The sequence below is a fragment of the Pseudomonas sp. NFX183 genome, from assembly GCF_047943075.1.
In the GTDB taxonomy this organism is placed as follows: domain Bacteria; phylum Pseudomonadota; class Gammaproteobacteria; order Pseudomonadales; family Pseudomonadaceae; genus Aquipseudomonas.
Window position 1 is genome coordinate 1,554,308 of the sequence record NZ_CP181333.1, and the last position, 23,458, is coordinate 1,577,765.

Consider the following 23,458-nt stretch of genomic DNA (forward strand, 5'->3'; position numbering starts at 1 on the left):
GGGCTCTAATACGCCTTAAACCGGCGTTTCGACCAACAAAGCATCCACTCGCTGGAAGCCCCGCGGCAGTTTGTTACCGCGCCGCCCACGCTCACCCTTGTAATGTTCCAGGTCGTCAGCACGCAGCGACAGCGTGCGTTTGCCAGCCTGAAGCACCAGGGTAGAGCCTTCCGGGATCACGGCAATGTCGGTCACGTACTCTTCGCGACTGGCCACCCGCTCCCCGGGAATCCCAATAATCTTGTTGCCTTTGCCTTTACCCAGCTGCGGCAAGTCACTGATCTTGAACACCAGCAGGCGCCCTTCGGTGGTCACCGACGCCAGCCAGTTGCTCTCGCGGTCTTCCACTGTGCGCGGCAGGATCACCTTGGCGTTGTTGGGCAAGCTCAACAACGCCTTGCCCGCCTTGTTCTTGGCCTGCAGGTCTTCACCCTTGACCACAAAACCGTAACCCGCGTCGGAAGCGATCACATACAGCGAATCATCGTCCGGCAGCAGCACGCATTCGAAACTCGCCCCCGGTGGCGGTGCGAGTCGCCCGGTCAGCGGCTCGCCCTGGCCACGCGCCGAAGGCAACGTGTGCGCCGGCACCGAGTAACTGCGCCCGGTGGAATCGATGAACACTGCAAATTGGTTGGAACGCCCGGCAGCCGCGGTCTTGAAGCCATCCCCGGCCTTGTACGAGAGCCCGGTAGCGTCAATATCATGCCCTTTGGCAGAGCGAACCCAACCCTTTTCCGACAGAACGACGGTAATTTTCTCGTTAGGCAACAGCTCGGTTTCTGTCAGCGCTTTCGCTTCTGCGCGCTCGACGATTGGCGAGCGACGGTCATCACCATAGGTTTCGGCATCTTTGATCAGTTCGCTGCGCACCAGCTTCTTGAGCTTGGCTTCGCTGCCCAGCAGCGCTTGCAGCTTGGCTTGTTCCTTGAGCAGTGCATCCTGCTCGTCGCGCAACTTCATCTCTTCCAGGCGCGCCAACTGGCGCAAGCGGGTGTCGAGGATGTAGTCGGCCTGGATCTCGCTCAGCTCGAAACGCGCGATCAGTTCGGCTTTCGGGTGCTCGGCGGTACGAATGATGTGGATCACTTCGTCCAGGTTGAGATAAGCAATCAGCAAGCCGTCCAACAGGTGCAGGCGACGCTCGACCTTGTCGAGGCGAAATTGCAGGCGGCGGCGCACGGTTTGTATGCGGAACTCCAGCCACTCCACCAGCAAGTTGCGCAGGTTCTTCAGCTGCGGCTTGCCGTCCAGGCCGATGATGTTGACGTTGACCCGGTAGCTCGACTCCAGGTCGGTACTGGCAAACAGGTGCTGCATCAGCACTTCGTGGTCGACCCGGCTGTTGGTCGGGATGATCACGATGCGGCATGGGTTCTCGTGGTCGGACTCGTCACGCAGGTCAGCGACTTGCGGCAGTTTCGACGGCTTGGCCTGCATCAGCGCGGCGATCTGTTCCAGCACCTTGGCGCCAGACACTTGGTGCGGCAGCGCGGTGACAATAATGTCGCCGTCTTCGATGTGGTACACGGCGCGCATGCGTACCGAACCCTTGCCGGTTTCGTACATCTTCAGCAAGTCGGCGCGCGGTGTGATGATTTCCGCTTCGGTCGGGTAGTCCGGGCCCTGGATATGCTCGCAGAGCTGCTCGACCGTGGCCTTAGGTTCATCCAGCAAGCGTACGCAGGCGGTGGCGACTTCACGCAGGTTGTGCGGCGGCACGTCGGTGGCCATGCCGACCGCGATGCCGGTGGTGCCATTGAGCAGGATATTCGGCAAACGTGCCGGCAACACCAAGGGTTCGTCCAGGGTGCCGTCGAAGTTCGGGCCCCAGTTCGCGGTGCCCTGGCCCAACTCGCTGAGCAGCACTTCGGAGTAACGCGACAGGCGCGCTTCGGTGTATCGCATGGCCGCGAAGGACTTGGGATCATCCGGCGCACCCCAGTTACCCTGACCGTCCACCAGCGTGTAGCGGTAGCTGAACGGCTGGGCCATCAGCACCATGGCTTCGTAGCACGCCGAGTCGCCGTGCGGGTGGAACTTGCCGAGCACGTCGCCGACGGTACGCGCCGACTTCTTGTGCTTGGAATCAGCGTCCAGCCCCAACTCACTCATGGCGTAGATGATGCGCCGTTGTACCGGCTTCAGGCCGTCGCCGATATGCGGCAAGGCACGGTCCATGATCACGTACATGGAGTAGTTGAGGTAGGCATTTTCGGTGAAGTCAGCCAGCGACCGGCGTTCTACGCCGTCTAAGCTGTCTGCGAGGATGTCACTCATGCGGGCCTCATCATTGTGTGGTCTGGCGCAGCAGCAATGTGCCGCTGCGCTGGGTAAATTCAAGTTGTTTCAATGCACTCATGCCCAGCAGCACCTGTTCCCCGTCCGAGCCCGGCGCCACGATCGCGCGGACGTCCTGCAGGACGATATCTCCCAGCTTCAGGCGGTCGAGGTGGGTGCGGTAGCCCTGAACACGGCCGTTGGCGGTGCTCAAGGTCACTGGCAGGCCACGTTTAAGCCCGAGGCGGTCGGCCAATTCGGCCGGCACCGCCACATCGGTCGCGCCGGTATCGAGCATAAACTCCACCGGCTGACCATTGATCTGGCCGCTGGCAACAAAATGCCCTTGGCCGTTGCCCAGCAATTTCACTTCGATGTAACCCTCGTGTTGCTGCGAGGTCACCACCGCATTGGGATTTTCCTGACGCGCTTCCCACTGCCCAAAAAACCGCGTAGCCAAAAACAGCCCGGCGCCCCACGCCACAAACATCAGCACACGTCCGGCGCGCTTGCCGGGCGGCTGCCCGCTCATGGCTGGGCGCTCCAGCCGCCGGCAGGCGCGGCGAAACGATAGACCACAGGGCGTTTTTCACCATCGGCACGCGGGCCAAAATTGTTGTCGATCCCCAGCCAGGCGCCGTCTGCATCCACCACCAGGGCTTCGGCCAGACCGTAGGGCTGGGCATAGCGCCGTTTCGGCATCAGGGTTTCGTCGGCAAACGACCAGCACAGCTCGACTTTGGCGGTGACCGCATCGCGCCGGCAAATCTGGAACGCATTGCGCTCCAGGGTAAACAGCTTGCCGTCAAACAGCGCCAGGTCGGCAAAATCCTTGGACACAGCCTTGGCGTTGGTGAACTGCGCCGGTTGCACTTCCTGGCCAGCCTCGCTCAACAACACACAGGGACCGTCACAATCCCATACGCTCTGCCCGCGCTTGATCGAGATTAAGCCACGCCGCTCACGCTCGGCCGCCAGCCAAATCTGATTACCGGCAGGATTCACCGCCAAGCCTTCGAACAACGCGTTGAAGTGCAGCAACATGCCACTGGCGCGGGCTTCACGCACCATGCCAGGGGCGATTTTCAACCACTCGGGGGCGCCCGCCATCGGCACTTGCAGCACCGCCGCATGGGCTTCGCTGACAATGTAGCGGTTGCCGGCGGCATCGCAGGTAATGCTTTCAAAATCGAGGTCGCCACCGCGAATGAACGACGCAGCCTTGGTGCGCGAGCGCAAACCCCAGGGCAACCCGGACTCGGGCACTGGCGGCACGTCAATCTTCACGGTTTCGGCCTGCCAGGTCGGCGCACTGATATCGAGTCGGTAAATCTGGTCGTCATCGCGATCGGACACCGTCCACAGCGCCTGGCCACATACCGCCAGGCCCGAGAGGTTACCGCCGCGCATGCCGTCCACCGGATGCTCGGATATCAGCTTTAGCTCAGCCACGGGCTCGGCGACCACTTGGGCCGCCGCCAACCCGCTCAACATCAGGATCGCCAGGGCGAAACCTGTGCGCATCAGCCCAGAACCTCGGCCAGGTTGCCTTTGGACTCCAGCCAGGCCTTGCGATCCGGTGCACGTTTTTTCGCCAGCAGCATGTCCATCATTTCCGACGTGCCGGCGAAGTCTTCCAGGGTCAACTGCACCAGGCGCCGCGTATTCGGGTCCATGGTGGTTTCGCGCAGCTGCGGCGGGTTCATCTCACCCAGGCCTTTGAATCGCGTGACCTGTGGCTTGCCGCGTTTTTTCTCGGCGACCAGGCGGTCGAGGATGCCATCGCGCTCGGCTTCGTCCAGCGCGTAGAAAATCTCTTTGCCCAAATCGATACGGTACAGCGGCGGCATGGCAACGTAGACGTGACCGGCATCCACCAATGGGCGGAAGTGCTGGACGAACAGCGCGCACAGCAACGTGGCGATGTGCAAACCGTCGGAGTCGGCGTCGGCGAGGATGCAGATCTTGCCGTAGCGCAGCTGGCTCATGTCCGCCGCGCCTGGGTCGACGCCGATGGCCACGGCGATGTTGTGCACCTCTTGGCTGGCGAGGACTTCGCTGCCATCGACTTCCCAGGTGTTGAGGATCTTGCCGCGCAACGGCAGGATCGCTTGGAATTCCTTGTCCCGCGCTTGCTTGGCAGAGCCGCCGGCGGAGTCACCTTCGACCAGAAACAGTTCGGAACGCATCGGGTCCTGCCCGGCGCAATCGGCCAGCTTGCCTGGCAATGCCGGGCCTTGGGTGATGCGCTTGCGCTCGACCTTTTTGCTGGCCTTCAAACGGCGGCCGGCGTTATTGATCGCCAACTCCGCCAGGGCCAGGCCCAGCTCCGGGTGCTCGTTGAGCCACAGGCTGAACGCATCTTTGACCACGCCGGAGACAAACGCCGCCGCTTCACGCGACGACAGGCGTTCTTTGGTCTGACCGGAGAATTGCGGCTCCTGCATTTTCATCGACAGCACGAACGCGATGCGCTCCCACACGTCTTCCGGCGCCAGCTTCACGCCGCGCGGCAACAGGCTGCGGTATTCGCAGAATTCGCGCATGGCGTCCAGCAAACCCTGGCGCAAACCGTTGACGTGGGTGCCGCCCTGGGCGGTGGGGATCAGGTTGACGTAGCTTTCCTGCACGCTGTCGCCGCCTTCAGGCAACCACAGCAGCGCCCAGTCGACGGCTTCTTTATGACCGGCCAGGCTGCCGCAGAACGGCTCGTTGGGCAGGCGTTCGAAGTCGCTGACAGAGTCTTCGAGGTAGGAACGCAGGCCGTCTTCGTAATGCCACTCGACCTTCTCGCCGGTGCCTTTGTCTTCAAAGCTGACCAATAGGCCCGGGCACAGAACGGCCTTGGCCTTGAGCACATGCTTGAGGCGGCTGATGGAAAACTTGGGTGAATCGAAGTATTTCGGGTCCGGCGCGAAGTACACGCTGGTGCCGGTGTTGCGCTTGCCAACGCTGCCGATCACTTCCAGGTCGGTGGCTTTGTAGCCATCGGCGAAGGTCATCTGGTACTCGTTGCCGTCGCGCTTGACCTTGACCCTGACCTGCGTGGACAGGGCGTTGACCACGGAAATACCCACACCGTGCAAGCCACCGGAAAACTGGTAGTTCTTGTTGGAGAACTTGCCGCCGGCGTGCAGCTTGGTGAGGATCAGCTCGACGCCCGACACACCCTCTTCGGGGTGGATGTCCACCGGCATGCCGCGACCATCGTCGGACACTTCCAGGGAATGGTCGGCGTGCAAGATGACTTGTACCGACTTGGCATGCCCGGCCAAGGCTTCGTCGACGCTGTTGTCGATGACTTCCTGGGCAAGGTGGTTCGGCCGGCTGGTGTCGGTGTACATGCCTGGGCGTTTACGCACCGGGTCGAGGCCCGAGAGGACTTCGATGGCGTCGGCGTTATAAGAGCTAGCGCTGGGAGTGGCCATGGGGTCTCGTCGTGAGTCGTTCGATTAAAAAGTAACCTGCGGCTTTACAGGGCTGCAAAGTCGAAGGATTGATACTGATCTGCACCAATGCCGGCAAAGCTCAACATCGCCGGCAGTTGCCGGGCGAACCCTTGGTAGCCATGGTCGCCACCGGCCTGGATGCGCAAGGCACAGGCCCGGTAATACTGTTGGGCGAGGCGATAATCCAGGGTTTCATCCCCGGTCTGCAACCACACCTGATAACGCGCGGCGTCCTGCGGGGCTGGCACTTCCAGTTCGGCCAGGGCCGCAACGTGGTCGTGGGTCAGCTCCCAGGTTTCATCGGTATAGAGGTTCTTCTGGGTCCCCAGGTAACCGTCAAACATCCGATGCGGGCTGACCGCCGGGTTGACCAGCAGCGCCTTGAGGCCATGGCGTTCGGCAAGATGGGTTGCATAGTAGCCGCCGAGTGAGCTGCCTACCAGCAGCGGCCGCCCCAGCTGCGCAATCGCGTCTTCCAATTGAGCAATTGCCTTGCGCGGATGGTGATGCAGCGCCGGCACGCGCAATTGGTCGGCCAGGCCAAGGCTGTCCATCACGGCGATCAACTGGCTGGCCTTGTTGGAGGCCGGCGCACTGTTGAAACCGTGGATATACAAGATCGAAGCAGACATGCCGGGCTCTCCGTGCGTCAGCCAAAGAGGCGCAGTTTACAGGGATCGGGGTGGTGTGTGAGGCCCCTATCGTCCAGTCAGAGAAGAACCCATGTGGGAGCGGGCTTGCTCGCGAATACGGAGTGTCAGTCAATACATCGGGTGACTGATACACCGCCTTCGCGAGCAAGCCCGCTCCCACATTTTTAATCAGTGTTTGCAGGGTTTAGTAACCGTTACTGCCGTAATCGATGGTAAACGCGAAGCCTTCGACCCGCTCTACGCCGGTCTCCAACCGCCCGTCGGCGTGCAGGCGCAGCCAGCGGTAACCCGGCGCTTGCTCGCTGACCTTGAAGTCTTCGCTGCCCGGCGCGAACTGAATGCAGGTGGACGGCGACGCCAGCAAGCGCACCCCGTTGCGATCGCGGTCGATCTCCTGATGCACATGACCCCAGAGCAGCGCCTTGACCTGCGGAAAGCGCTCGAGCACCGCAAACAAAGCCTCCGGGTTGCGCAGGCCGATGGGCTCCATCCACGCACAGCCGATGGGCACCGGATGATGGTGAAAGCACACCAGATGATGACGGGCAGGCGCCTCGCTCAAGGCCTGGGCAAGCAATTGCAGTTGCTGATCTTGCAAGTAACCGGGCACCGAGCCTGGAACAGCCGAATCCAGCAAGGTGACGCGCCAGTTGCCGATGTCGACGACCGGTTCCAGCAAATCACTGTGTTCGGCGGCGAGGGCCATGATCTGCGGCTCGTCGTGATTGCCGGGAATCCAGCGCGCCGGCGCGTCGATCTGTCGGGTCAGGTCGCGAAACTGTTGATAGGACTCAAGCGTGCCGTCCTGGGACAGGTCGCCGGTGGCCAGCAGCAAATCGATCTGCGGCTGTTGCGAGCGCACCAACCCGATCACTCGCTGCAGGCTTTCGCGGGTGTTCATGCCCAGCAGCGTGCCATCGGCCTCGGCATACAGGTGGCTGTCGGACAGCTGCACCAGCAGCGCTGGCGCATCAGGGTTCACGGTGGATACGCTCGGCAAGGCGCTCTCCCAAGGCAATCACAGAAAAGGACAGGTGGGCGATTATGCTAGGGCAGGACGCAAAGAGGAAAGACGCAGTTCACATCTACCGCACGACTTCAAACTCATGGCCCAGGGCCAGGCAGTGGCTCAGCCATTCACCGAGGAACACATTGAGCTGTGCTTTCTCATCGGGTTGGTGCATGAACACGTTCGGGTAAGGATAGATGCTGCGAAAGCGCCGCGCATGTTCGGCGCTGATCACTTCGGCCATGCGCGCATCGTGGTAGACCTGCACCTCCAACTGCGGCACCGGCAGCCACGGCAGGCTGTGCTCCTGACGCACGCGCAGGGTGGTGGTGTACGGGCAGTTGACGATGACTTCAAGGGTCAGCACGCCAAGCATCTGGTCGCCGTGGGTCACGGCAATGCGCCGCGCCTCCGGGGTGTGGCGCATGTCGGGGAGCAAGCGCATCAGCCGCTCATAGTTGGCCTCGCAGGCGGCTTGCAACCCGATCAGGTCAACGCGATATCGTTCCCGTGCCTTTACTGCCATAACCCCCTCACTTCCGCGCGATTAAGCGCAAGCCATTGCAGGGCGATAATGCTGGCTGCGTTGGAAATTTTGCCGTCACGCACCGCTTGCAGGGCATCTTCGAAAGCCCAGGTGGTGACGCGGATATCTTCTGCCTCTTCTTCCAGTCCATGGACGCCACCGGCCCCGGTGCTGTCGCAACGGCCCAGGTACAAGTGGACAAATTCGGTACTGCCACCGGGCGATGGGAAATATTTAGTAATCGGCCACAGCGCGGAGAATGTCAGCCCAGCTTCCTCCTCGGCTTCGCGGTGTGCAACCTCCTCAGGTTCTTCATCCTTGTCGATCAGGCCGGCAACCATTTCTATCAGCCACGGGTTGTCGGTACGGCCCATGGCGCCCACGCGGAATTGCTCGATCAGCACCACTTCATCGCGCTGCGGGTCGTAAGGCAACACGCACACCGCGTCATGCCGAACAAAGACTTCACGGTTGATCACCCGGCTCATGCCGCCATCGAATTTCTCGTGGCGCAGTTGCACGCGATCAAGCTTGTAGAAGCCCTTGTAGGCATTGTCGCGCTGAACAATCTCGATTTTGTTCGGCGTCGATTTAGCAATGTCCGTCATATTCTTCCTCGTTTACGCGGGTGCAATTCGCGCCATCCTAACGCGCCCTTGCCACTTGATGCAGCCCCTTTCCAGTTGCCGGGATAGACGGCGGAGGTCAAACTCACTCTAATCAGCTTAGTGGCGAACTGACGGCTCTGTTCGCAGTCGAAGCGCTACTCTTTTTCGCTTTCCATCGATTTCCGAAGGACGCACATGTCGCTTTTAAAAATCGCCTCCGTGGCTTGTATTGCCTTGACCCTGGGTGCCTGCCAGAGCCTGTTCCAGCCCAGCTACCTGAAGCCGCTGGACACCAAACCGGACGCCTCCGAACAGATCAAACCCGGCTGCGGCAGCCCTGACTGCCCGCTGGTGAACATTGATACCGTGCACTTCCCCAGCGAGCCGCAGCTCGACACGATTGTGGAGCAACGCCTGCTGCAAATGACCCGCACCACGCCCGGCGCCAGCGTGCCGCCGACGCTGAATGCCTACCGGGACAAGTTCCTGCGCGAATCGCCAGACCGCAACAGCATGTACTTGCAGGCCAAGGTACGTGACCAGCATGACGGACTGGTGATCATTGAAGTGTCCAGCTACCTGGACACCGGAGCCGCCCACGGTGAACCCGGCCGCGGTTTCATCAACTATTCACGCCTGCAGCACAAAGAGCTGAGCCTGACCGACATGCTGCTGCCGGGTCAGGAGCAGGCGTTCTGGAACACCGCGAAAGTCGCCCACAACAGCTGGCTGATCAATTCGCAGATGGACCGCGACCCGGAGTTCGTGAAGAACTGGCCGTTCCAGAAAACCCCGAACGTAGCCTTGACCAGCGACGGCGTGGTACTCAAGTACAACGTGGCCACCATTGGCCCGTACGCATTGGGGCTGATCGAAATGACCATCCCCTATGCGCGTCTGACGGGCGTGCTCAAGCCTGAACTAATGCCCGCGCGCCACTGACGGCCCGCCCCAGGATCAATTGCAACAGCCCTGCCAGCAGCAATGCCGGCAGGGTTGCACCAACATCCGGATACAGGTTGGCCAGCACGTGATACGTGGCGATGCCACCCAGCCAGGCGACCAGCGCCGCCCAGTGCAGGTTGCGAACGGGGCCCTGGCCACGGCGGCGCAGGATAAAGTGATCCACCAGCACCACGCCGAACAGCGGCGCGAACACCGAGCCGATCAGCAACAGGAAGTTCTGGTACTGCGCCAACGGCGCGAAGCAGGCGATCAGTGTGCAGATAACGCCGATGGCCAACGCCAGGTGTTCGACCTTCCAACGCAGCAAAATCCCGCTGGAGACTGCCGCCGAGTGGATATCGGCAAAGGCATTTTCCGACTCGTCCAACAGGATCAGCAACAGCGGAATGCCCAGGCCCGCACCGGCCAGCGCCAGTAACAGCGCATTCACTTCACCGCTTGGCGCGAACGCCAGGGTGTAAGCCACGCCGAGGCTCATCAGCCAGAAATTGCCGATAAAAAAGCCCAGCGCCGTCCCGCCGAATACATTTTTTGCGCGTTTGCCGAAGCGAGAGTAATCGGCAATCAACGGCAGCCACGACAACGGCATGGCGATGGCGATATCAAAACCCACCGCAAACGGCATCGAGCCGTCACCGGATTTTGCCCACAACGCGGCGAGGTCAGCCTTGGCGAACAGGTTCCAGGTCAGCCACAGGCAGGCGGCCAGCAGCAGCCAGATGCCCCACTTGCGCAGGATCTGGCGCACAAAGGTCAGCGGGCCACTGACGGCCAGTAACGTCGCCAAACCGCCGAAAAACAGCGTCCACAGCAAAGGACTCGCCAGCAGGCTACCCTCGCTGAACGCTCGGGTGCCCAGCAAACTGGCGGCGTCGCGCATCACGATGATTTCGAATGACCCCCAGCCGATCAGCTGCAGCAGGTTCAGCAACGCCGGCAGGCTGGCGCCCTTGGCGCCGAGGCTGAGTTTGAGCGCGGCCATGGCCGACAGGCCCGTGTCGCTGCCGATCACGCCGACGGCGGCCAGCAGCAGCACGCCCACCAGCGTGCCGAGAAATATCGCCAGCAGCGAACCGGACAAGCCCAGGCCGGGTGCGAGCAAGGCGCCGGTTTGCAGGACCATCAGGCCGATGCCGAGGGAAAACCACAGGGAGAACAGGTCGCGGGCGCCGAAGACGCGTTTGTCGCTCGGCACCGCTATATCGGGGGAGTAGGTACTCGGTTGAATGCTCAAGGGTGTTATCTCTGAGGGGCATGTGTTGTTTGCTAGATCGCTATCGCGGGCAAGCCCGCTCCCACATTCGACCGCATTCCAAAGGTGGAACTCGATCAATGTGGGAGTCGGGCTTGCTCGCGAAGAGGCCCCTACAGGCACCCGCAATCCCGGATCAGAACTTTTTGTACAGCTGACTGCCTTCCACATTCGACCGCATTCCAAAGGTGGAACTCGATCAATGTGGGAGCGGGCTTGCTCGCGAAGAGGCCCCTACAGGCGCCCGCAATCCCGGATCAGAACTTTTTGTAAAACTGTCTGCCTTCCACATTCGACCGCACTCCAAAGGTGGAACTCGATCAATGTGGGAGCGGGCTTGCTCGCGAAGAGGCCCTTACAGGCGCCCGCAATCCCGGATCAGAACTTTTTGTACAGCTGACTGCCTTCCACATCCGACCGCATTCCAAAGGTGGAACTCGATCAAATGTGGGAGTCGGGCTTGCCCACGATGGCGGCGGTACGGGCATCGCCGCCTATGGATCAGACCTTCTTATAAAGCTGACTACCTTCCTGCTTGAACCGCTGCGCCTGTTCGGCCAAGCCCTTGGCCACGTCCACATCCACCGCTTCAATGCGCTGGTTGGCCGCGTACTCACGCACTTCCTGGGTGATCTTCATCGAGCAGAATTTCGGCCCGCACATCGAGCAGAAGTGCGCGACCTTGGCCGAGTCTTTCGGCAAGGTTTCGTCGTGATACGAACGCGCGGTGTCCGGGTCCAGACCAAGGTTGAACTGGTCTTCCCAGCGGAACTCGAACCGCGCCTTGCTCAAGGCGTTATCGCGGATCTGCGCTCCCGGATGTCCCTTGGCCAAATCCGCAGCGTGCGCCGCGATCTTGTAGGTGATGATCCCGGTCTTCACGTCATCCTTGTTCGGCAGGCCCAAGTGTTCTTTGGGCGTGACGTAGCAAAGCATCGCGCAACCGAACCAGCCGATCATCGCCGCGCCGATGCCCGAGGTGATGTGGTCGTAGCCCGGCGCGATGTCGGTGGTCAGCGGGCCGAGGGTGTAGAACGGCGCCTCGTCGCAGCATTCGAGCTGCTTGTCCATGTTCTCTTTGATCAACTGCATCGGCACGTGGCCGGGGCCTTCGATCATGGTTTGCACGTCGTGCTTCCAGGCGATCTTGGTCAGTTCGCCCAATGTTTCCAGCTCACCGAATTGTGCGGCGTCGTTGGCGTCGGCAATCGAGCCCGGACGCAGTCCGTCGCCAAGGGAGAAGCTGACGTCATAGGCCTTCATGATTTCGCAGATTTCGTCGAAATGCGTGTAGGTGAAGTTCTCTTTGTGGTGCGCCAGGCACCACTTGGCCATGATCGAACCGCCACGCGAGACGATGCCGGTGACGCGCTTGGCGGTCAGCGGCACGTAGCGCAGCAGCACGCCGGCGTGGATGGTGAAGTAATCGACGCCCTGCTCGGCCTGTTCGATCAGGGTGTCGCGGAACAGCTCCCAGGTCAGGTCTTCAGCAGCGCCGCCGACTTTTTCCAGGGCCTGGTAGATCGGCACGGTACCGATCGGCACCGGCGAGTTGCGGATGATCCACTCGCGGGTTTCGTGAATGTGTTTGCCGGTGGACAAGTCCATGACGGTGTCCGAACCCCAGCGAATGCCCCAGGTCAGTTTCGCCACTTCTTCTTCGATGGACGAACCCAGGGCGCTGTTGCCGATGTTGCCGTTGATCTTCACCAGGAAGTTACGGCCGATGATCATCGGTTCCAGTTCGGTGTGGTTGATGTTGGCCGGGATGATCGCGCGGCCACGGGCGATTTCTTCGCGCACAAATTCGGGGGTGATGATTTTCGGCACGCTGGCGCCGAAGCTGTGGCCGGCGTGTTGCTGCTCGAGCAGGCCGCTGGCGCGGGCTTCTTCGAGCTTCATGTTTTCGCGGATGGCGACGTATTCCATCTCGGCGGTGATGATGCCTTTGCGCGCGTAGTGCATCTGCGTGACGTTGGCGCCGGCCTTGGCGCGGCGCGGGTTTTTCACGTGGGCAAAACGCAGCGCGGTGAGTTCGGCGTCGCTCAGGCGCTGTTGGCCGAAGTGCGAGCTCAAGCCCGACAGCCGCTCGGTGTCGCCACGGGATTCGATCCACGGCGAGCGCACATCGCCCAGGCCTTTGCGCACGTCGATGATCACCTTCGGGTCGGTGTACGGGCCGGAGGTGTCGTAGACCACCACGGGCGCGTTGATTTCGCCGCCGAAGTCGGTGGGGGTCACGTCCAGGCTGACTTCGCGCATCGGCACACGAATGTCCGGACGAGTGCCTTGCACGTAGATTTTTTGCGAGCGGGTAAACGGCTGCACGGAGCCGGAGTCGACCTTGGCCGATTCACTCAAGTGCACGGTGGTTTTCAGTTTTGTACTTTTTATATCTGTGCTCATCACGGGCTCTCCAACTATCCAGGCGGTGGATTTTTGTCGGAGCGAACCTGTGACGGATGGACGCACTGAAACCAGTGCTGTGCAAGGCACGAGGGCTGTTCGATTGTCGAACAACATCCCGGACGAAGCACAAGAGGACTCGCCGGGTGACGAGAAATCTTGTTCCCTACGCAGGCGCTAACCTGATCAGGTTCAACGGGATCCGGTATTTACCGATCTCAGCCTTCCAACAAGGCACCCCGACAAGAACGCGGCCAGTCTAGACCATGGCGTGGGCAAATTGCCAATGGCGGTGCATTCAGCGTGATGAATGGCGTGATTGCGGGATTGTTGCGCCGGGTCAGCAACACTACACTCGGTTGCCGCCACAATGGCTTGACGCCAGAAATGGCCAGCCTTAGCCTTGGGCGCTAAATTATCGCCGTAATATTCACACTAGGGATCGCCTCATGCTGCGCAAACTCTCACTGGCTCTTGCCGTGTCTTGTGCGACCAATGGAATGGTCTGGGCAGCTGAAGCGCCCTTGTCCACCAAAACCGATTTGGTCAGCGTCTACCAGGAAGCGGTGAACAACAACGCCGACCTGGCCGCCGCCCGCGCCCAATACGGCGCGCAAAAAGAAGTGGTGCCCCAGGCCCGTGCCGGCTTGCTGCCAAACCTGTCGGCCGGCGCCGACAGCAATAACGTGCGCACCCAGATCGACCAGCCGGCGGCCACCGCCAACCGTGATGCGCACTCCTGGCGCGCAACCTTGAGTCAGCCGCTGTTCCGTGCCGACCGCTGGTTCCAGCTGCAAGCCGCCGAAGCCGTTAACGAGCAGGCCTCGCTGCAGCTCTCGGCCACCGAACAGAACCTGATCCTGCAAAGCGCCGAGAGCTACTTCGCGGTGCTGCGCGCTCAGGACAACCTGGCCTCGACCAAGGCCGAAGAAAACGCCTTCAAGCGCCAGCTCGATCAGTCCAACGAACGCTTTGACGTGGGCCTGTCGGACAAGACCGACGTGCTGCAATCCCAGGCCAGCTACGACACCGCCCGCGCCAACCGCATCGTCGCCCAGCGCCAGGTGGATGACGCCTTCGAAGCGCTGATCACCCTGACCAACCGCGAGTACAACGCCATCCAGGGCATCGTGCACACGCTGCCAGTGCTGCCACCGGCGCCGAATGATGCCAAGGCCTGGGTCGAGACGGCCGGCCGCCAGAACCTCAACCTGCTGGCCAGCAACTACGCGGTCACGGCAGCCGAAGAAACCCTGCGTCAGCGCAAGGCCGGCCACTTGCCGACCCTCGATGCCGTGGCGCAGTACGAAAAGGGTGACAACGACGCGCTGGGTTTCAGCAACCCGAATCAACTGCCTATCCCTTACGGCGGTGATGTTTCGCAACGCACCATCGGCCTGCGCCTGAACATCCCGATCTACAGCGGCGGCCTCACCAGCTCGCAAGTGCGCGAATCCTATTCACGCCTCGACCAGAGCGAACAACAACGCGAAGGCCTGCGCCGCCAAGTGGTGGAAAACACCCGCAACCTGCACCGCGCGGTGAACACCGACGTGGAACAGGTGCAGGCACGCCGCCAGTCGATCATCTCCAACCAGAGCGCGGTGGAAGCCACGGAAATCGGGTATCAGGTGGGCACGCGCAACATCGTCGACGTGCTGGACGCACAGCGCCAGCTTTACTCGTCGGTGCGCAACTACAACAACAGCCGCTACGACTACATCCTCGACAACCTGCGCTTGAAGCAGGCGGCGGGCACGCTGAGCCCGGGCGATTTGCAGGACCTGACGCGCTACCTCAAGGCTGACTACAACCCGGACAAGGACTTCCTGCCGCCGGACCTGGCCAAGGCCGCCGCCGAACAGCTCAAGGCCCGCCCAGGTTACTGAAAACACCTCAAAACCAATGTGGGAGCTGGCTTGCCTGCGATGCAGACACCGCGGTGTATCAGTTACACCCAGGTGATGCTATCGCAGGCAAGCCAGCTCCCACCTTTGGGTCAGCGTTGAATCAGTCTGTCCAGGCCATCCAGCAGGCGCTTGAGCGCGCCCTGGTTGGCCTGCATCACTGCCAGCCCCGCCTGCGCCATCTTGCGCGCATCCTGCGGCAGCTCGAACAGCTGCCGCACCGCCTCGGCCAAACCCTCGGCGTCATCCACCTCTCGCAACGCCCCGGCTTCGCGCATCATCGCGCTGATTTCGAGGAAGTTGAACAGGTGCGGCCCCATGATCACAGGTTTGGCCAGCGCTGCCGGCTCCAGCGGGTTATGCCCGCCCGTCGGCACCAGGCTGCCGCCGACAAACGCGCTGTCGGCCAGGGCGTAGAGAAACAGCAACTCGCCCATGGTGTCGCCGAGCAGCACCGACGCTTGCGCGGTCACAGGCTCGCCACTGGAGCGGCGCACCGTGGCAAAGCCTTGTTGCCCGCACAGCTCGAACATCGGGCCGAAGCGCTCCTGATGACGCGGCACCAGAATCAACAATGCATTGGGATAACTTTCGAGCAGCTGGCGATGCGCGGCCAGGACCACGTCGTCTTCGCCTTCGTGCGTGCTGGCGGCGATCCACACCGGGCGCTCGCTGGCGCCCCATTGCTCGCGCAAGGCGGCAGCGCGCGCCGGCAGCTCGGGGTCGATGGTCAGGTCGAACTTGATCGAGCCGGTGACTTCGACGGTTTCCGGGCGTGCGCCCAGGCTCAGGAAACGCTGGGCTTCAGTGCGCGTCTGCACCGCGAACAGGCTCATTTGCGCCAGCATCGGCGCCGTCAGCTTGGCAAACCGTGCGTAGCCCTTGGCCGAACGCGCCGACAACCGCGCATTGGCCAGTGCCACTGGAATACCGCGCTGGGCACAGGCGTGAATATGGTTGGGCCACAACTCGGTTTCCATGATCACGGCGAGCTTAGGTTGCACGCGATCTAGAAAACGCTTGGCCGCGCACGGCAAGTCATACGGCAAGTAGCAATGCTGTACGCGCGGCTCATTGGCGAACAGCGCCTGGATGCGCTCGGAACCGGTGGGCGTCATGCAGGTGACGGTGATCGGCAGCGTCGGATGCCGCGCCATCAGCCCGCGAATCATCGGCGCGGCGGCGATGCTTTCACCTACCGATACCGCATGCACCCAGATCCCGCCCGGCTGCATCACCGGCAGGCCATAGGAAAACCGCTCGCCGACGCGCTTGGCGTAGGCCGGCGCCTTGCGCGCACGCAGCCACAGACGTAAAGCCACCAACGGCAGCGCCAGGTAAAACAGACAGCTGTAGAGAGTTCTATTCATGGCGGCGGAGTTTATCGGCTTTTTCAGTCGATCGCCTGCAAGCACTCGGCAAATCGTGCAGCCAGAAAGCGCGCTGCGGGACCGAGGTGCTCGTCACGGCGCCAGACCAGTTCCACCACCAGCGCGGGCGGTGTCCATTCGCTGTCCAGCTCAACCATTTGTTGTTGATAGGTGGGGTACTGCACGATGTGCCGCGGCAGCCAGGCCCAGCCCAGGCCACTCATCAGCCATTCGGCCAGCACGTAGAAACTGTCGGCGCGCCACACCAGCGGGCTGGCGGCTTCACTGCCGGGGTAGACGCTGGTCTGGGTCGACATCAGCAATTGGCGAAACTGCGCCAGATGCTGGCAGGTCACGTACGGTTGCTTGGCCAGCGGATGATTCACACCGCACACGGTGACCATTTCCACACTGCCCACCACCCGCCGCTCAAGCGCCTCAGGGATTTGGTCGTGATAAAACAACAGGCCCAGGTCGGCCTTGCGCTCCACCAACTTGCGCGCCACATCGCCTTGAGCAGCGCTGGAAAGCTGCACCTCCAGCTGCGGGTATTGCCCGGCGAGCGCCTCGAGGCTGTCGAGTACCGGCTGGAACAGCATGGCCTCGTCCTGGGCCAGGCGCAGGCAGGCTTCCTCGCCACGCGTCAGTGACAGCGCGCGGCCATTGAGCCGTTCACACTGGCGCAATACCTCACGGGCTTCCTCCAGCAACACACTTCCGGCTTCGGTCAGCCGGGGCTGGCGGCCGCTGCTACGCTCAAACAGGCTCAGCCCCAGGTCCGCTTCCAGCAGCGCGATACCGTTGCTCACCGCCGATTGCGCCTTGCGCTGGTCGCGGGCCACTGCCGAAAACGAACGCTGTTCGGCAACGCTGACAAACAGGCGCATCTGGTCCAGGTTCCACTGCACGCTCATGGCTCAACCCATCTTGAATTCGGATAGGTAATGACTTTATCCCATCTGCCGAAGCGTTAGAATGCTGACCTTATTCAAGCACGTCACACACCGAGGATTACCCCATGAATGCCGCCTACCTCTACCTGGCCATCGCCATTTGCTCGGAAGTGATCGCGACCGTGTCCATGAAAGCCGTCAAAGGCTGGAGCACACCGCTTCCACTGGCGCTGGTCATCGTCGGCTATGGCATTGCGTTCTGGATGCTGACCCTGGTGGTGCGCACCGTGCCGGTGGGCGTGGCGTATGCGGTGTGGGCCGGCATGGGCATCGTGATGGTCAGTGTCGCCGCGCTGTTCATCTATGGGCAAAAGCTCGACCTGCCGGCGATGCTGGGCATGGGCCTGATTGTGCTGGGCGTGGTGGTGATTCAGCTGTTCTCGAAAACCGCCGGGCACTGACCGCCACTCAACAGCCTGTATACTGCGCCTCTTGTCTTGAACACTGAGGTCGCCGATGCCATCCGTTATTTCCACCGACGTTCTGATTGTCGGCGCCGGGGTTGCCGGCCTCTGGCTTAATGCGCGCCTGCGCCGCCAGGGGTTTTCCACGGTGTTGGTGGAAAGCGCCACGCTGGGCGGCGGGCAAAGCGTGAAGTCCCAGGGGATCATCCACGGCGGCGCGAAATACGCCCTGCACGGCGCGCTCACCGGCGCGTCCGAAGCGATTGCCGACATGCCGCGCCGCTGGCGCGAGGCGTTGGCGGGTGATGGCGAACTCGATCTGTCCGGCGTGCGCCTGCTGTCCGAGGCCCATTACCTGTGGTCGCCCGGCACACTCGCCGGCAACCTCACCAGCTTCTTCGCCAGCAAGGCCGTGCGTGGCCGGGTCGACCAGGTCAAGGGCGACGAATTGCCGCCGGCCCTGCAGGACCGCCGCTTCAAGGGCAAGGTCTACCGCCTGGCCGAGCTGGTGGTCGACGTGCCAAGCCTGATCGAGCGTCTGGCCCAACTGGCGGGTGACGGTTTGCTCGCCGGCCAGCACATCGAACCGCTGCGCGATGGCGACACCCTGGTGGGTTTGAAGGTTGACGGCCGCGAGATTCGCGCCCAGCGCATCGTGCTGAGTGCCGGTGGCGGCACGGCAGATCTGCTCAGTGCCCTGGGCCTGAGCCAGCCCGCCATGCAAAAGCGCCCGCTGCATATGATCATCGCCAAGGGCCCGGGCTTGAAGCCGCTGTATGCGCACTGCCTGGGCGGCGGCACCAAGCCGCGCCTGACCATCACCACCCACCCGGCCGCCGATGGCAACTGGGTGTGGTACATGGGCGGCGATATCGCCGAGGCCGATGGCGTGGCGCGCACACCTGAAGAACAGATCGCCACCGCGCAAAAAGAGCTGGCGCAATTGCTGCCGTGGATCGACATGAGCCAGACGCAATGGGCGACCTTGCGCGTGGACCGTGCCGAGCCGCTGCAGTCGGGCCTGACCCGCCCCGACAATGCGTTCCTTGCCGAAGAGGGCCGCCTGCTGGTGGGCTGGCCGACCAAACTGGCGCTGGCGCCAGACTTCGCTGACCGCGTACTCAACGCCCTGCAACGCGACGGCATCCAGCCGAGCGCCAACAACGACGCCCTGCCCGAGCTGCCAAAACCAGCCCTCGGCCAACCTGCCTGGGAGCACCTGTTGCCATGAGCCTGCCCACCCTGCACGACCTGCATCGCCCCTTGGGCAGCACCGGCCTGCTGGTGTCGCCACTGGGGCTGGGCACCGTAAAATTGGGCCGCGACCAAGGCGTGAAATACCCCAACGGCTTCCAGATTCCTGATGATGACGAAGCGCGCATGCTGCTGCGCCAGGCGCGCCAGCTGGGTATCAACCTGATCGACACCGCACCGGCTTACGGCCGCAGCGAAGAACGCCTGGGGCCGCTGTTACGCGACCAACGTAATGACTGGGTGATTGTCAGCAAGGTCGGTGAAGAGTTTGCCGATGGCGTGTCGCAGCATGATTTCAGTGCGGCCCATACGCGGATGTCGATCGAGCGCAGCTTGAAACGACTTGAAACGGATTTTATCGACCTGGTGCTGGTGCACTCCGATGGTAATGACCTGCATATCCTCAATGATTGCGAGGTTTACCAGACCCTGGCGGAGCTGAAAAAAGAGGGCAAGATTCGCGGTTTCGGCTTCTCCGGCAAAACCGTCGAAGGCGGCGTGAAGGCTCTGGAACAAGGTGATTGCGCAATGGTCACCTACAATCTGAACGAACAGAGCGAGAAAACCGTCATTGATTACGCAGCGGCCCACGGCAAAGGCATCCTGGTGAAAAAAGCCCTGGCCAGCGGCCACGTATGCCTGGAACCTGGAATGGATCCAATTCACGCCAGTTTCATGTTGTTGTTTGCGCAAACGGGCGTCGCCAGTGCTATTGTCGGGACCATTAATCCGCTGCACCTGGCCCATAACGTGGCGACCGCTGCCAAGGTCATTCGTCAACTCTGATGCCGCCGACGCGGCCGACCCCGTCGCAAGAAGGAGCCGACATGCCGCGCACGCTTATTAGAAAAAACCCCAGCAACTTTAAAACACTGCCGCTGCACGTCGAAGCCACCCCCGAAGGCCTGAGTTACCAGAGCGTGGGCATGCCGCTCAACTTCGCCCAGACCCTGCAACGGCGCAAGCCGGTGGAGGTGGCGGACCCGGAGCGTTTCGCCCTGGAACTGGCGAATCTGGGCGTGTCGGTGCGACTGACCCTGCACTGGCAAAACAAGGATTACTGGGTGTTGGTACGCCAACGCCGCCAGGACCGTGGCGACGTGGTGCTCAAACTGATCTCGGGCTATGTGCCGGCCCACGAATTGAACCTGCCGCTGCACACCGCCATCCAGGAAATTGCCGAAGAATGCCTGCTGGAGACGCCTGAAGGCTGGCTCGGTGGACGCTTCAACGACACCTGGCTGCCGGCGCCCTACTCCACCGCCCTGCATTACCGTGAAGCACTGCCGTTTCGGCTGAGCCCTTTGTCGGGCGCCGCCCGCCCGGTGCGCTGTGCGACCACGCAATTGATCGAGCGCCCGCGGGCCTACGTGCACCTGCCGACGGCGTCGCTGCAATTGATTTATGACTTGCGCCTTGAGGTGCCGAAGGAAGCCAAATCCCTCAGCCTGTTTCATGTGGATGAGCGACTTGAAGGCGACCAGTTGGTAGCCCGGCTGGACCGCAAGCGCCCGGATTTGTACCTGATGCCGCTCAAAGATGGCCAGCCTGTAGCAGAGCTGTACACCGTCAAGAAAGACCAGCTGTATCCAGCCAGCACACGCGGTTTATACCTGGCCGAAAGCTTTGCTCAGCAAGACGGCTGGCTGGTACGTGATGAGCGGATTCGCTGGAAGGATTGGCTCAGGCAACAAGGCCTGGCCCAGCCTGAAAAAGAGTCGAAACTGAAGCGATTGACCGGCAAGGCGCGGCAGATGCTGCGCAAGATTGTGCCGAAGAAAAAAGCCAAGGGGTGAAACCGCTCTGATCTGGGCGCTGGCTTGCCCGGCACCCAGATAAAGCGGCTTCCCCCTTTGACGGTGTTCAGCCCGTGAGCAACCGCTCCAGGCCCACCTTCAACGGCGTAGGCTCAGGCAGCGTGAAACTCGCCAACAGCCGCTGGTTATTGGCCCGCGAATGCCGAATATCCCCCGAGCGTGCCGGGCCGTAAGTGATCGTCGGCAACTGACCCACGACTTCTTCCAGCGCCTGCAATACCTGCTTGAGCGTGGTGGTGCGGTTCCAGCCTACGTTGATCGCACCCAGCGGCGCGTCGGGCGCTTCGATGGCCTGTACCAGCACATCGACCAAATCTTCCACGTACATGAAATCGCGGGTTTGCTCGCCATCACCAAACACGCTGATTGGCACACCCTGCTGCACGCGCTCGCTGAAAATACTGATCACCCCGGAATACGGCGAGGACGGATCCTGGCGTGGCCCGAAGATGTTGAAGAAGCGGAAAATCACCGGCTCCAGGCCATGCTGGCGGCGGTAGAAATCGAAGTAATGCTCACCGGCCAATTTGTCCGACGCATAAGGTGTCAGCGGCGCCTTGGTGGTCTCTTCGTCAATCGACGCGCCCTCACCATTGTTGCCATACACCGCCGCGCTGGAAGCAAACACCACGCGCTTGACCCCGGCCTTGCGCATCGCTTCGCAGACATTCAGGGTACCGACGAAGTTGCTCTGGTGAGTGCTCACCGGGTCATCCACCGACGCCTGCACCGAGGCCACTGCAGCCAGGTGCACCACGGCGCTCACGCCGACGGCGGCTTGCGCCACCAGCTCGGCATTGGCGACATCACCTTCAATCAGTTGCACGCGCGGGTTGCCCAACGCCAGGTTGCTGCGCTTGCCGGTGGACAGGTCATCCAGCACCCGCACGGCATAGCCTTTGGCAAGCAACGCATCAACCAGATGCGAACCGATAAAACCGGCACCGCCGGTGATCAGGACCCACTTATCAGCGTTACTCATTGTTGCGGATCTTCTCGACAATAGCGGTGGTCGAGCTGTTCTCGACCAGGCCCAGCACCTTCACCTTGCCGCCGTAAGCGCCGACGATATCGGCACCCACGACCTGGTCAACGGAGTAGTCGCCGCCCTTGACCAACACATCGGGCTTGACCTGGGCCAGCAGGTTTTCCGGAGTGCCTTCAGAGAAGCTGATCACCCAGTCCACCGCGCCCAGACCGGCCAATACCGCCATGCGCCGATCAACACTGTTGATCGGACGGCCCGGGCCTTTCAAGCGGCTGACCGAAGCGTCGTCATTGACCGCAACGATCAGGCGATCGCCTTGGGCTCGCGCCTGCTCCAGGTAGGTCACGTGACCGGCGTGCAAAATGTCGAAACAGCCGTTGGTGAACACAATGCTTTCGTTGTGGGCACGCGCATCGTCAATCGCCAGCAGCAATTGCTCGATGGTCAGCACGCCGCGCTCAGAGCCTTCGGAGCGCTGGATAGCACGGCGCAATTCCGGCGCGCTGATGGCCGCGGTGCCCAGCTTGCCGACCACAATGCCCGCCGCCAGATTGGCCAGGGCCACGGCGTGGGGCAATTCCTCACCGGCTGCAATCGAGGCGGCCAGCGTGGAGATTACGGTGTCGCCGGCGCCGGTAACGTCGAACACTTCACGCGCACGCGCCGGCAAGTGCATCGCCGGGTGGCCCGGACGCAGCAGCGTCATGCCGTGCTCGCCACGGGTCACCAGCAAGGCGCCCAGGTCGAGGTCGGCCATCAACGTGGCGCCCTTGGTCACCAGTTCGTGCTCGTCGGCGCAACCGCCGACGATGGCTTCGAACTCGCTGAGGTTGGGCGTGATCAGGCTGGCGCCCCGATAAATCGAGAAGTCCTTGCCCTTGGGATCGGCCAGTACCGGAATGTTGCGGGCCTTGGCGGCCTGGATCAGCATCTGGTGGTTCTTCAGGGCGCCTTTGCCGTAGTCGGACAAGACCAGCACCTTGATGCCTTCAAGCAACGTGTCGACTTGCTCGCTCAGTGCAAGGGCGTCGGTGGCGAAGGGTTCTTCAAAATCAATACGCAGCAATTGCTGGTGACGGCTCATGACCCGCAGCTTGACGGTAGTCGGCTGATGGGCAATGCGCTGGAACAGTGCGCGCACGCCGGCACCGCGCAGGCTGTTGGCCAGGCTGTCGGCGGCTTCGTCGTCGCCGGTCACACCCACCAGGGAGGCCGGGGCGCCGAGAGCGGCAATATTGAGGGCAACGTTGGCAGCGCCACCTGGGCGGTCTTCGATTTGCTCGACCTTGACTACCGGTACCGGTGCCTCAGGGGAAATCCGTGAGGTTCCGCCATGCCAGTAACGGTCGAGCATGACATCGCCGACCACCAAGACAGGGGCTTGATCGAATCGCGGCATGGACAACTTCATGGAGCAACCCACATACAAAATGAACAGGGGCGCGATATTAGCACAGGGTTACAGGAGGCTTGTGGAGGGTGTGCACAGAAGATAGTGCGACGGGCCTGCCATTGAATCCACCGAGGAACACATGTGGGAGCGGGCTTGCCCGCGATGGCGGTGAATCAGTCGAAACATCGGTGACTGATACTCCGCTATCGCGGGCAAGCCCGCT

The 23,458-nt window shown here is 61.9% G+C and carries 20 protein-coding genes and 1 riboswitch; of the genes, 6 read left to right on the forward strand and 14 right to left on the reverse strand.

The window, feature by feature from the left end:
- Positions 1-15 precede the first annotated feature (15 nt).
- The 8 genes from parC to ACM530_RS07405 all read right to left on the reverse strand — a co-directional run bounded on the left by parC (position 16) and on the right by ACM530_RS07405 (position 8,525).
- Positions 16-2,280 (reverse strand): DNA topoisomerase IV subunit A, encoded by a 2,265-nt coding sequence (gene parC / locus ACM530_RS07370; protein WP_145160131.1) that lies wholly within the window; start codon positions 2,278-2,280, stop codon positions 16-18.
- 10 nt (positions 2,281-2,290) lie between these two features.
- Positions 2,291-2,812, reverse strand: a complete 522-nt coding sequence (locus ACM530_RS07375) for a retropepsin-like aspartic protease family protein (RefSeq protein WP_416364511.1) — start codon at positions 2,810-2,812, stop codon at positions 2,291-2,293.
- Positions 2,809-3,804 (reverse strand): esterase-like activity of phytase family protein, encoded by a 996-nt coding sequence (locus ACM530_RS07380; RefSeq protein WP_416364512.1) that lies wholly within the window; start codon positions 3,802-3,804, stop codon positions 2,809-2,811. The genes ACM530_RS07375 and ACM530_RS07380 overlap by 4 nt, the downstream gene beginning before the upstream one ends.
- The gene (gene parE / locus ACM530_RS07385; protein WP_145160125.1) at positions 3,804-5,708 is read right to left on the reverse strand and encodes a DNA topoisomerase IV subunit B; all 1,905 of its coding nucleotides are present in this window, start codon (positions 5,706-5,708) and stop codon (positions 3,804-3,806) included. Before parE ends, ACM530_RS07380 begins: the two co-directional genes overlap by 1 nt.
- A gap of 44 nt (positions 5,709-5,752) precedes the next feature.
- Positions 5,753-6,361 (reverse strand): YqiA/YcfP family alpha/beta fold hydrolase, encoded by a 609-nt coding sequence (locus ACM530_RS07390; protein ID WP_145160123.1) that lies wholly within the window; start codon positions 6,359-6,361, stop codon positions 5,753-5,755.
- A gap of 205 nt (positions 6,362-6,566) precedes the next feature.
- Complete coding sequence (cpdA, locus tag ACM530_RS07395) at positions 6,567-7,382, reverse strand: 3',5'-cyclic-AMP phosphodiesterase (protein ID WP_145160121.1); 816 nt, start codon at positions 7,380-7,382, stop codon at positions 6,567-6,569.
- A gap of 85 nt (positions 7,383-7,467) precedes the next feature.
- Positions 7,468-7,917, reverse strand: coding sequence for a DUF1249 domain-containing protein (locus ACM530_RS07400; RefSeq protein WP_416364513.1), 450 nt, complete (start codon positions 7,915-7,917; stop codon positions 7,468-7,470).
- Complete coding sequence (locus tag ACM530_RS07405) at positions 7,908-8,525, reverse strand: NUDIX domain-containing protein (RefSeq protein WP_145160119.1); 618 nt, start codon at positions 8,523-8,525, stop codon at positions 7,908-7,910. The genes ACM530_RS07400 and ACM530_RS07405 overlap by 10 nt, the downstream gene beginning before the upstream one ends.
- Positions 8,526-8,720: 195 nt before the next feature.
- Between ACM530_RS07405 and ACM530_RS07410 the strand changes: the two genes are divergently transcribed.
- Positions 8,721-9,467 carry an RsiV family protein gene (locus tag ACM530_RS07410; RefSeq protein WP_242198933.1) on the forward strand — a complete coding sequence of 249 codons (747 nt, stop codon included), beginning with the start codon at positions 8,721-8,723 and terminating at the stop codon, positions 9,465-9,467.
- On the opposite strand, the gene cytX is transcribed toward ACM530_RS07410, so the two are convergent.
- Both cytX and thiC read right to left on the reverse strand, forming a co-directional pair.
- On the reverse strand, positions 9,436-10,725 hold the full coding sequence (gene cytX / locus ACM530_RS07415; RefSeq protein WP_416364514.1) for a putative hydroxymethylpyrimidine transporter CytX: 1,290 nt from the start codon (positions 10,723-10,725) through the stop codon (positions 9,436-9,438). The two genes, ACM530_RS07410 and cytX, sit on opposite strands and share 32 nt — an antisense overlap.
- 519 nt (positions 10,726-11,244) lie before the next feature.
- On the reverse strand, positions 11,245-13,149 hold the full coding sequence (thiC, locus tag ACM530_RS07420) for a phosphomethylpyrimidine synthase ThiC (RefSeq protein WP_416364515.1): 1,905 nt from the start codon (positions 13,147-13,149) through the stop codon (positions 11,245-11,247).
- Positions 13,150-13,295: 146 nt separating this feature from the next.
- A riboswitch (TPP riboswitch) is annotated at positions 13,296-13,401 on the reverse strand.
- Between the two features lie 197 nt (positions 13,402-13,598).
- Here thiC and ACM530_RS07425 point away from each other — a divergent pair.
- Positions 13,599-15,038: a TolC family outer membrane protein gene (locus ACM530_RS07425; protein ID WP_262209724.1), complete on the forward strand. Its 1,440-nt coding sequence runs from the start codon at positions 13,599-13,601 to the stop codon at positions 15,036-15,038.
- Between the two features lie 110 nt (positions 15,039-15,148).
- On the opposite strand, the gene waaA is transcribed toward ACM530_RS07425, so the two are convergent.
- Together waaA and ACM530_RS07435 are read right to left on the reverse strand one after the other, a co-directional pair.
- Positions 15,149-16,426 carry a lipid IV(A) 3-deoxy-D-manno-octulosonic acid transferase gene (gene waaA, locus ACM530_RS07430; protein WP_416364516.1) on the reverse strand — a complete coding sequence of 426 codons (1,278 nt, stop codon included), beginning with the start codon at positions 16,424-16,426 and terminating at the stop codon, positions 15,149-15,151.
- Between the two features lie 23 nt (positions 16,427-16,449).
- A complete protein-coding gene (locus tag ACM530_RS07435; RefSeq protein ID WP_106577598.1) occupies positions 16,450-17,340 on the reverse strand; it encodes a LysR family transcriptional regulator in 891 nt (296 codons plus the stop codon).
- Between the two features lie 104 nt (positions 17,341-17,444).
- Between ACM530_RS07435 and ACM530_RS07440 the strand changes: the two genes are divergently transcribed.
- Genes ACM530_RS07440 through ACM530_RS07455 form a run of 4 tightly spaced genes read left to right on the forward strand, consistent with a single transcriptional unit; the run spans position 17,445 to position 20,833 of the window.
- Positions 17,445-17,780: a DMT family transporter gene (locus ACM530_RS07440; RefSeq protein WP_106577597.1), complete on the forward strand. Its 336-nt coding sequence runs from the start codon at positions 17,445-17,447 to the stop codon at positions 17,778-17,780.
- A gap of 55 nt (positions 17,781-17,835) precedes the next feature.
- The gene (locus tag ACM530_RS07445; protein ID WP_262209727.1) at positions 17,836-19,014 is read left to right on the forward strand and encodes an NAD(P)/FAD-dependent oxidoreductase; all 1,179 of its coding nucleotides are present in this window, start codon (positions 17,836-17,838) and stop codon (positions 19,012-19,014) included.
- Positions 19,011-19,823 carry an aldo/keto reductase gene (locus tag ACM530_RS07450; protein WP_416364517.1) on the forward strand — a complete coding sequence of 271 codons (813 nt, stop codon included), beginning with the start codon at positions 19,011-19,013 and terminating at the stop codon, positions 19,821-19,823. Before ACM530_RS07445 ends, ACM530_RS07450 begins: the two co-directional genes overlap by 4 nt.
- A 41-nt stretch (positions 19,824-19,864) precedes the next feature.
- Positions 19,865-20,833 (forward strand): metal ABC transporter ATPase, encoded by a 969-nt coding sequence (locus ACM530_RS07455; protein ID WP_106577594.1) that lies wholly within the window; start codon positions 19,865-19,867, stop codon positions 20,831-20,833.
- 67 nt (positions 20,834-20,900) lie between these two features.
- On the opposite strand, the gene ACM530_RS07460 is transcribed toward ACM530_RS07455, so the two are convergent.
- Positions 20,901-21,836, reverse strand: coding sequence for an NAD-dependent epimerase/dehydratase family protein (locus ACM530_RS07460; RefSeq protein ID WP_145160105.1), 936 nt, complete (start codon positions 21,834-21,836; stop codon positions 20,901-20,903).
- Entirely contained in the window at positions 21,829-23,253 is a 1,425-nt protein-coding gene (gene hldE, locus ACM530_RS07465; RefSeq protein ID WP_145160103.1) for a bifunctional D-glycero-beta-D-manno-heptose-7-phosphate kinase/D-glycero-beta-D-manno-heptose 1-phosphate adenylyltransferase HldE, read from the reverse strand. The genes ACM530_RS07460 and hldE overlap by 8 nt, the downstream gene beginning before the upstream one ends.
- Between the last annotated feature and the right edge of the window lie 205 nt (positions 23,254-23,458).

Bases quoted from the DNA above. Each gene is read 5' to 3' on its own strand.
- parC (WP_145160131.1), bottom strand. From the start codon at position 2,280: ATGAGTGACATCCTCGCAGACAGCTTAGACGGCGTAGAACGCCGGTCG.
- ACM530_RS07375 (WP_416364511.1), bottom strand. From the start codon at position 2,812: ATGAGCGGGCAGCCGCCCGGCAAGCGCGCCGGACGTGTGCTGATGTTT.
- ACM530_RS07380 (WP_416364512.1), bottom strand. From the start codon at position 3,804: ATGCGCACAGGTTTCGCCCTGGCGATCCTGATGTTGAGCGGGTTGGCG.
- parE (WP_145160125.1), bottom strand. From the start codon at position 5,708: ATGGCCACTCCCAGCGCTAGCTCTTATAACGCCGACGCCATCGAAGTC.
- ACM530_RS07390 (WP_145160123.1), bottom strand. From the start codon at position 6,361: ATGTCTGCTTCGATCTTGTATATCCACGGTTTCAACAGTGCGCCGGCC.
- ACM530_RS07400 (WP_416364513.1), bottom strand. From the start codon at position 7,917: ATGGCAGTAAAGGCACGGGAACGATATCGCGTTGACCTGATCGGGTTG.
- ACM530_RS07405 (WP_145160119.1), bottom strand. From the start codon at position 8,525: ATGACGGACATTGCTAAATCGACGCCGAACAAAATCGAGATTGTTCAG.
- ACM530_RS07410 (WP_242198933.1), top strand. From the start codon at position 8,721: ATGTCGCTTTTAAAAATCGCCTCCGTGGCTTGTATTGCCTTGACCCTG.
- thiC (WP_416364515.1), bottom strand. From the start codon at position 13,149: ATGAGCACAGATATAAAAAGTACAAAACTGAAAACCACCGTGCACTTG.
- ACM530_RS07425 (WP_262209724.1), top strand. From the start codon at position 13,599: ATGCTGCGCAAACTCTCACTGGCTCTTGCCGTGTCTTGTGCGACCAAT.
- waaA (WP_416364516.1), bottom strand. From the start codon at position 16,426: ATGAATAGAACTCTCTACAGCTGTCTGTTTTACCTGGCGCTGCCGTTG.
- ACM530_RS07435 (WP_106577598.1), bottom strand. From the start codon at position 17,340: ATGAGCGTGCAGTGGAACCTGGACCAGATGCGCCTGTTTGTCAGCGTT.
- ACM530_RS07440 (WP_106577597.1), top strand. From the start codon at position 17,445: ATGAATGCCGCCTACCTCTACCTGGCCATCGCCATTTGCTCGGAAGTG.
- ACM530_RS07445 (WP_262209727.1), top strand. From the start codon at position 17,836: ATGCCATCCGTTATTTCCACCGACGTTCTGATTGTCGGCGCCGGGGTT.
- ACM530_RS07450 (WP_416364517.1), top strand. From the start codon at position 19,011: ATGAGCCTGCCCACCCTGCACGACCTGCATCGCCCCTTGGGCAGCACC.
- ACM530_RS07455 (WP_106577594.1), top strand. From the start codon at position 19,865: ATGCCGCGCACGCTTATTAGAAAAAACCCCAGCAACTTTAAAACACTG.
- ACM530_RS07460 (WP_145160105.1), bottom strand. From the start codon at position 21,836: ATGAGTAACGCTGATAAGTGGGTCCTGATCACCGGCGGTGCCGGTTTT.
- hldE (WP_145160103.1), bottom strand. From the start codon at position 23,253: ATGAAGTTGTCCATGCCGCGATTCGATCAAGCCCCTGTCTTGGTGGTC.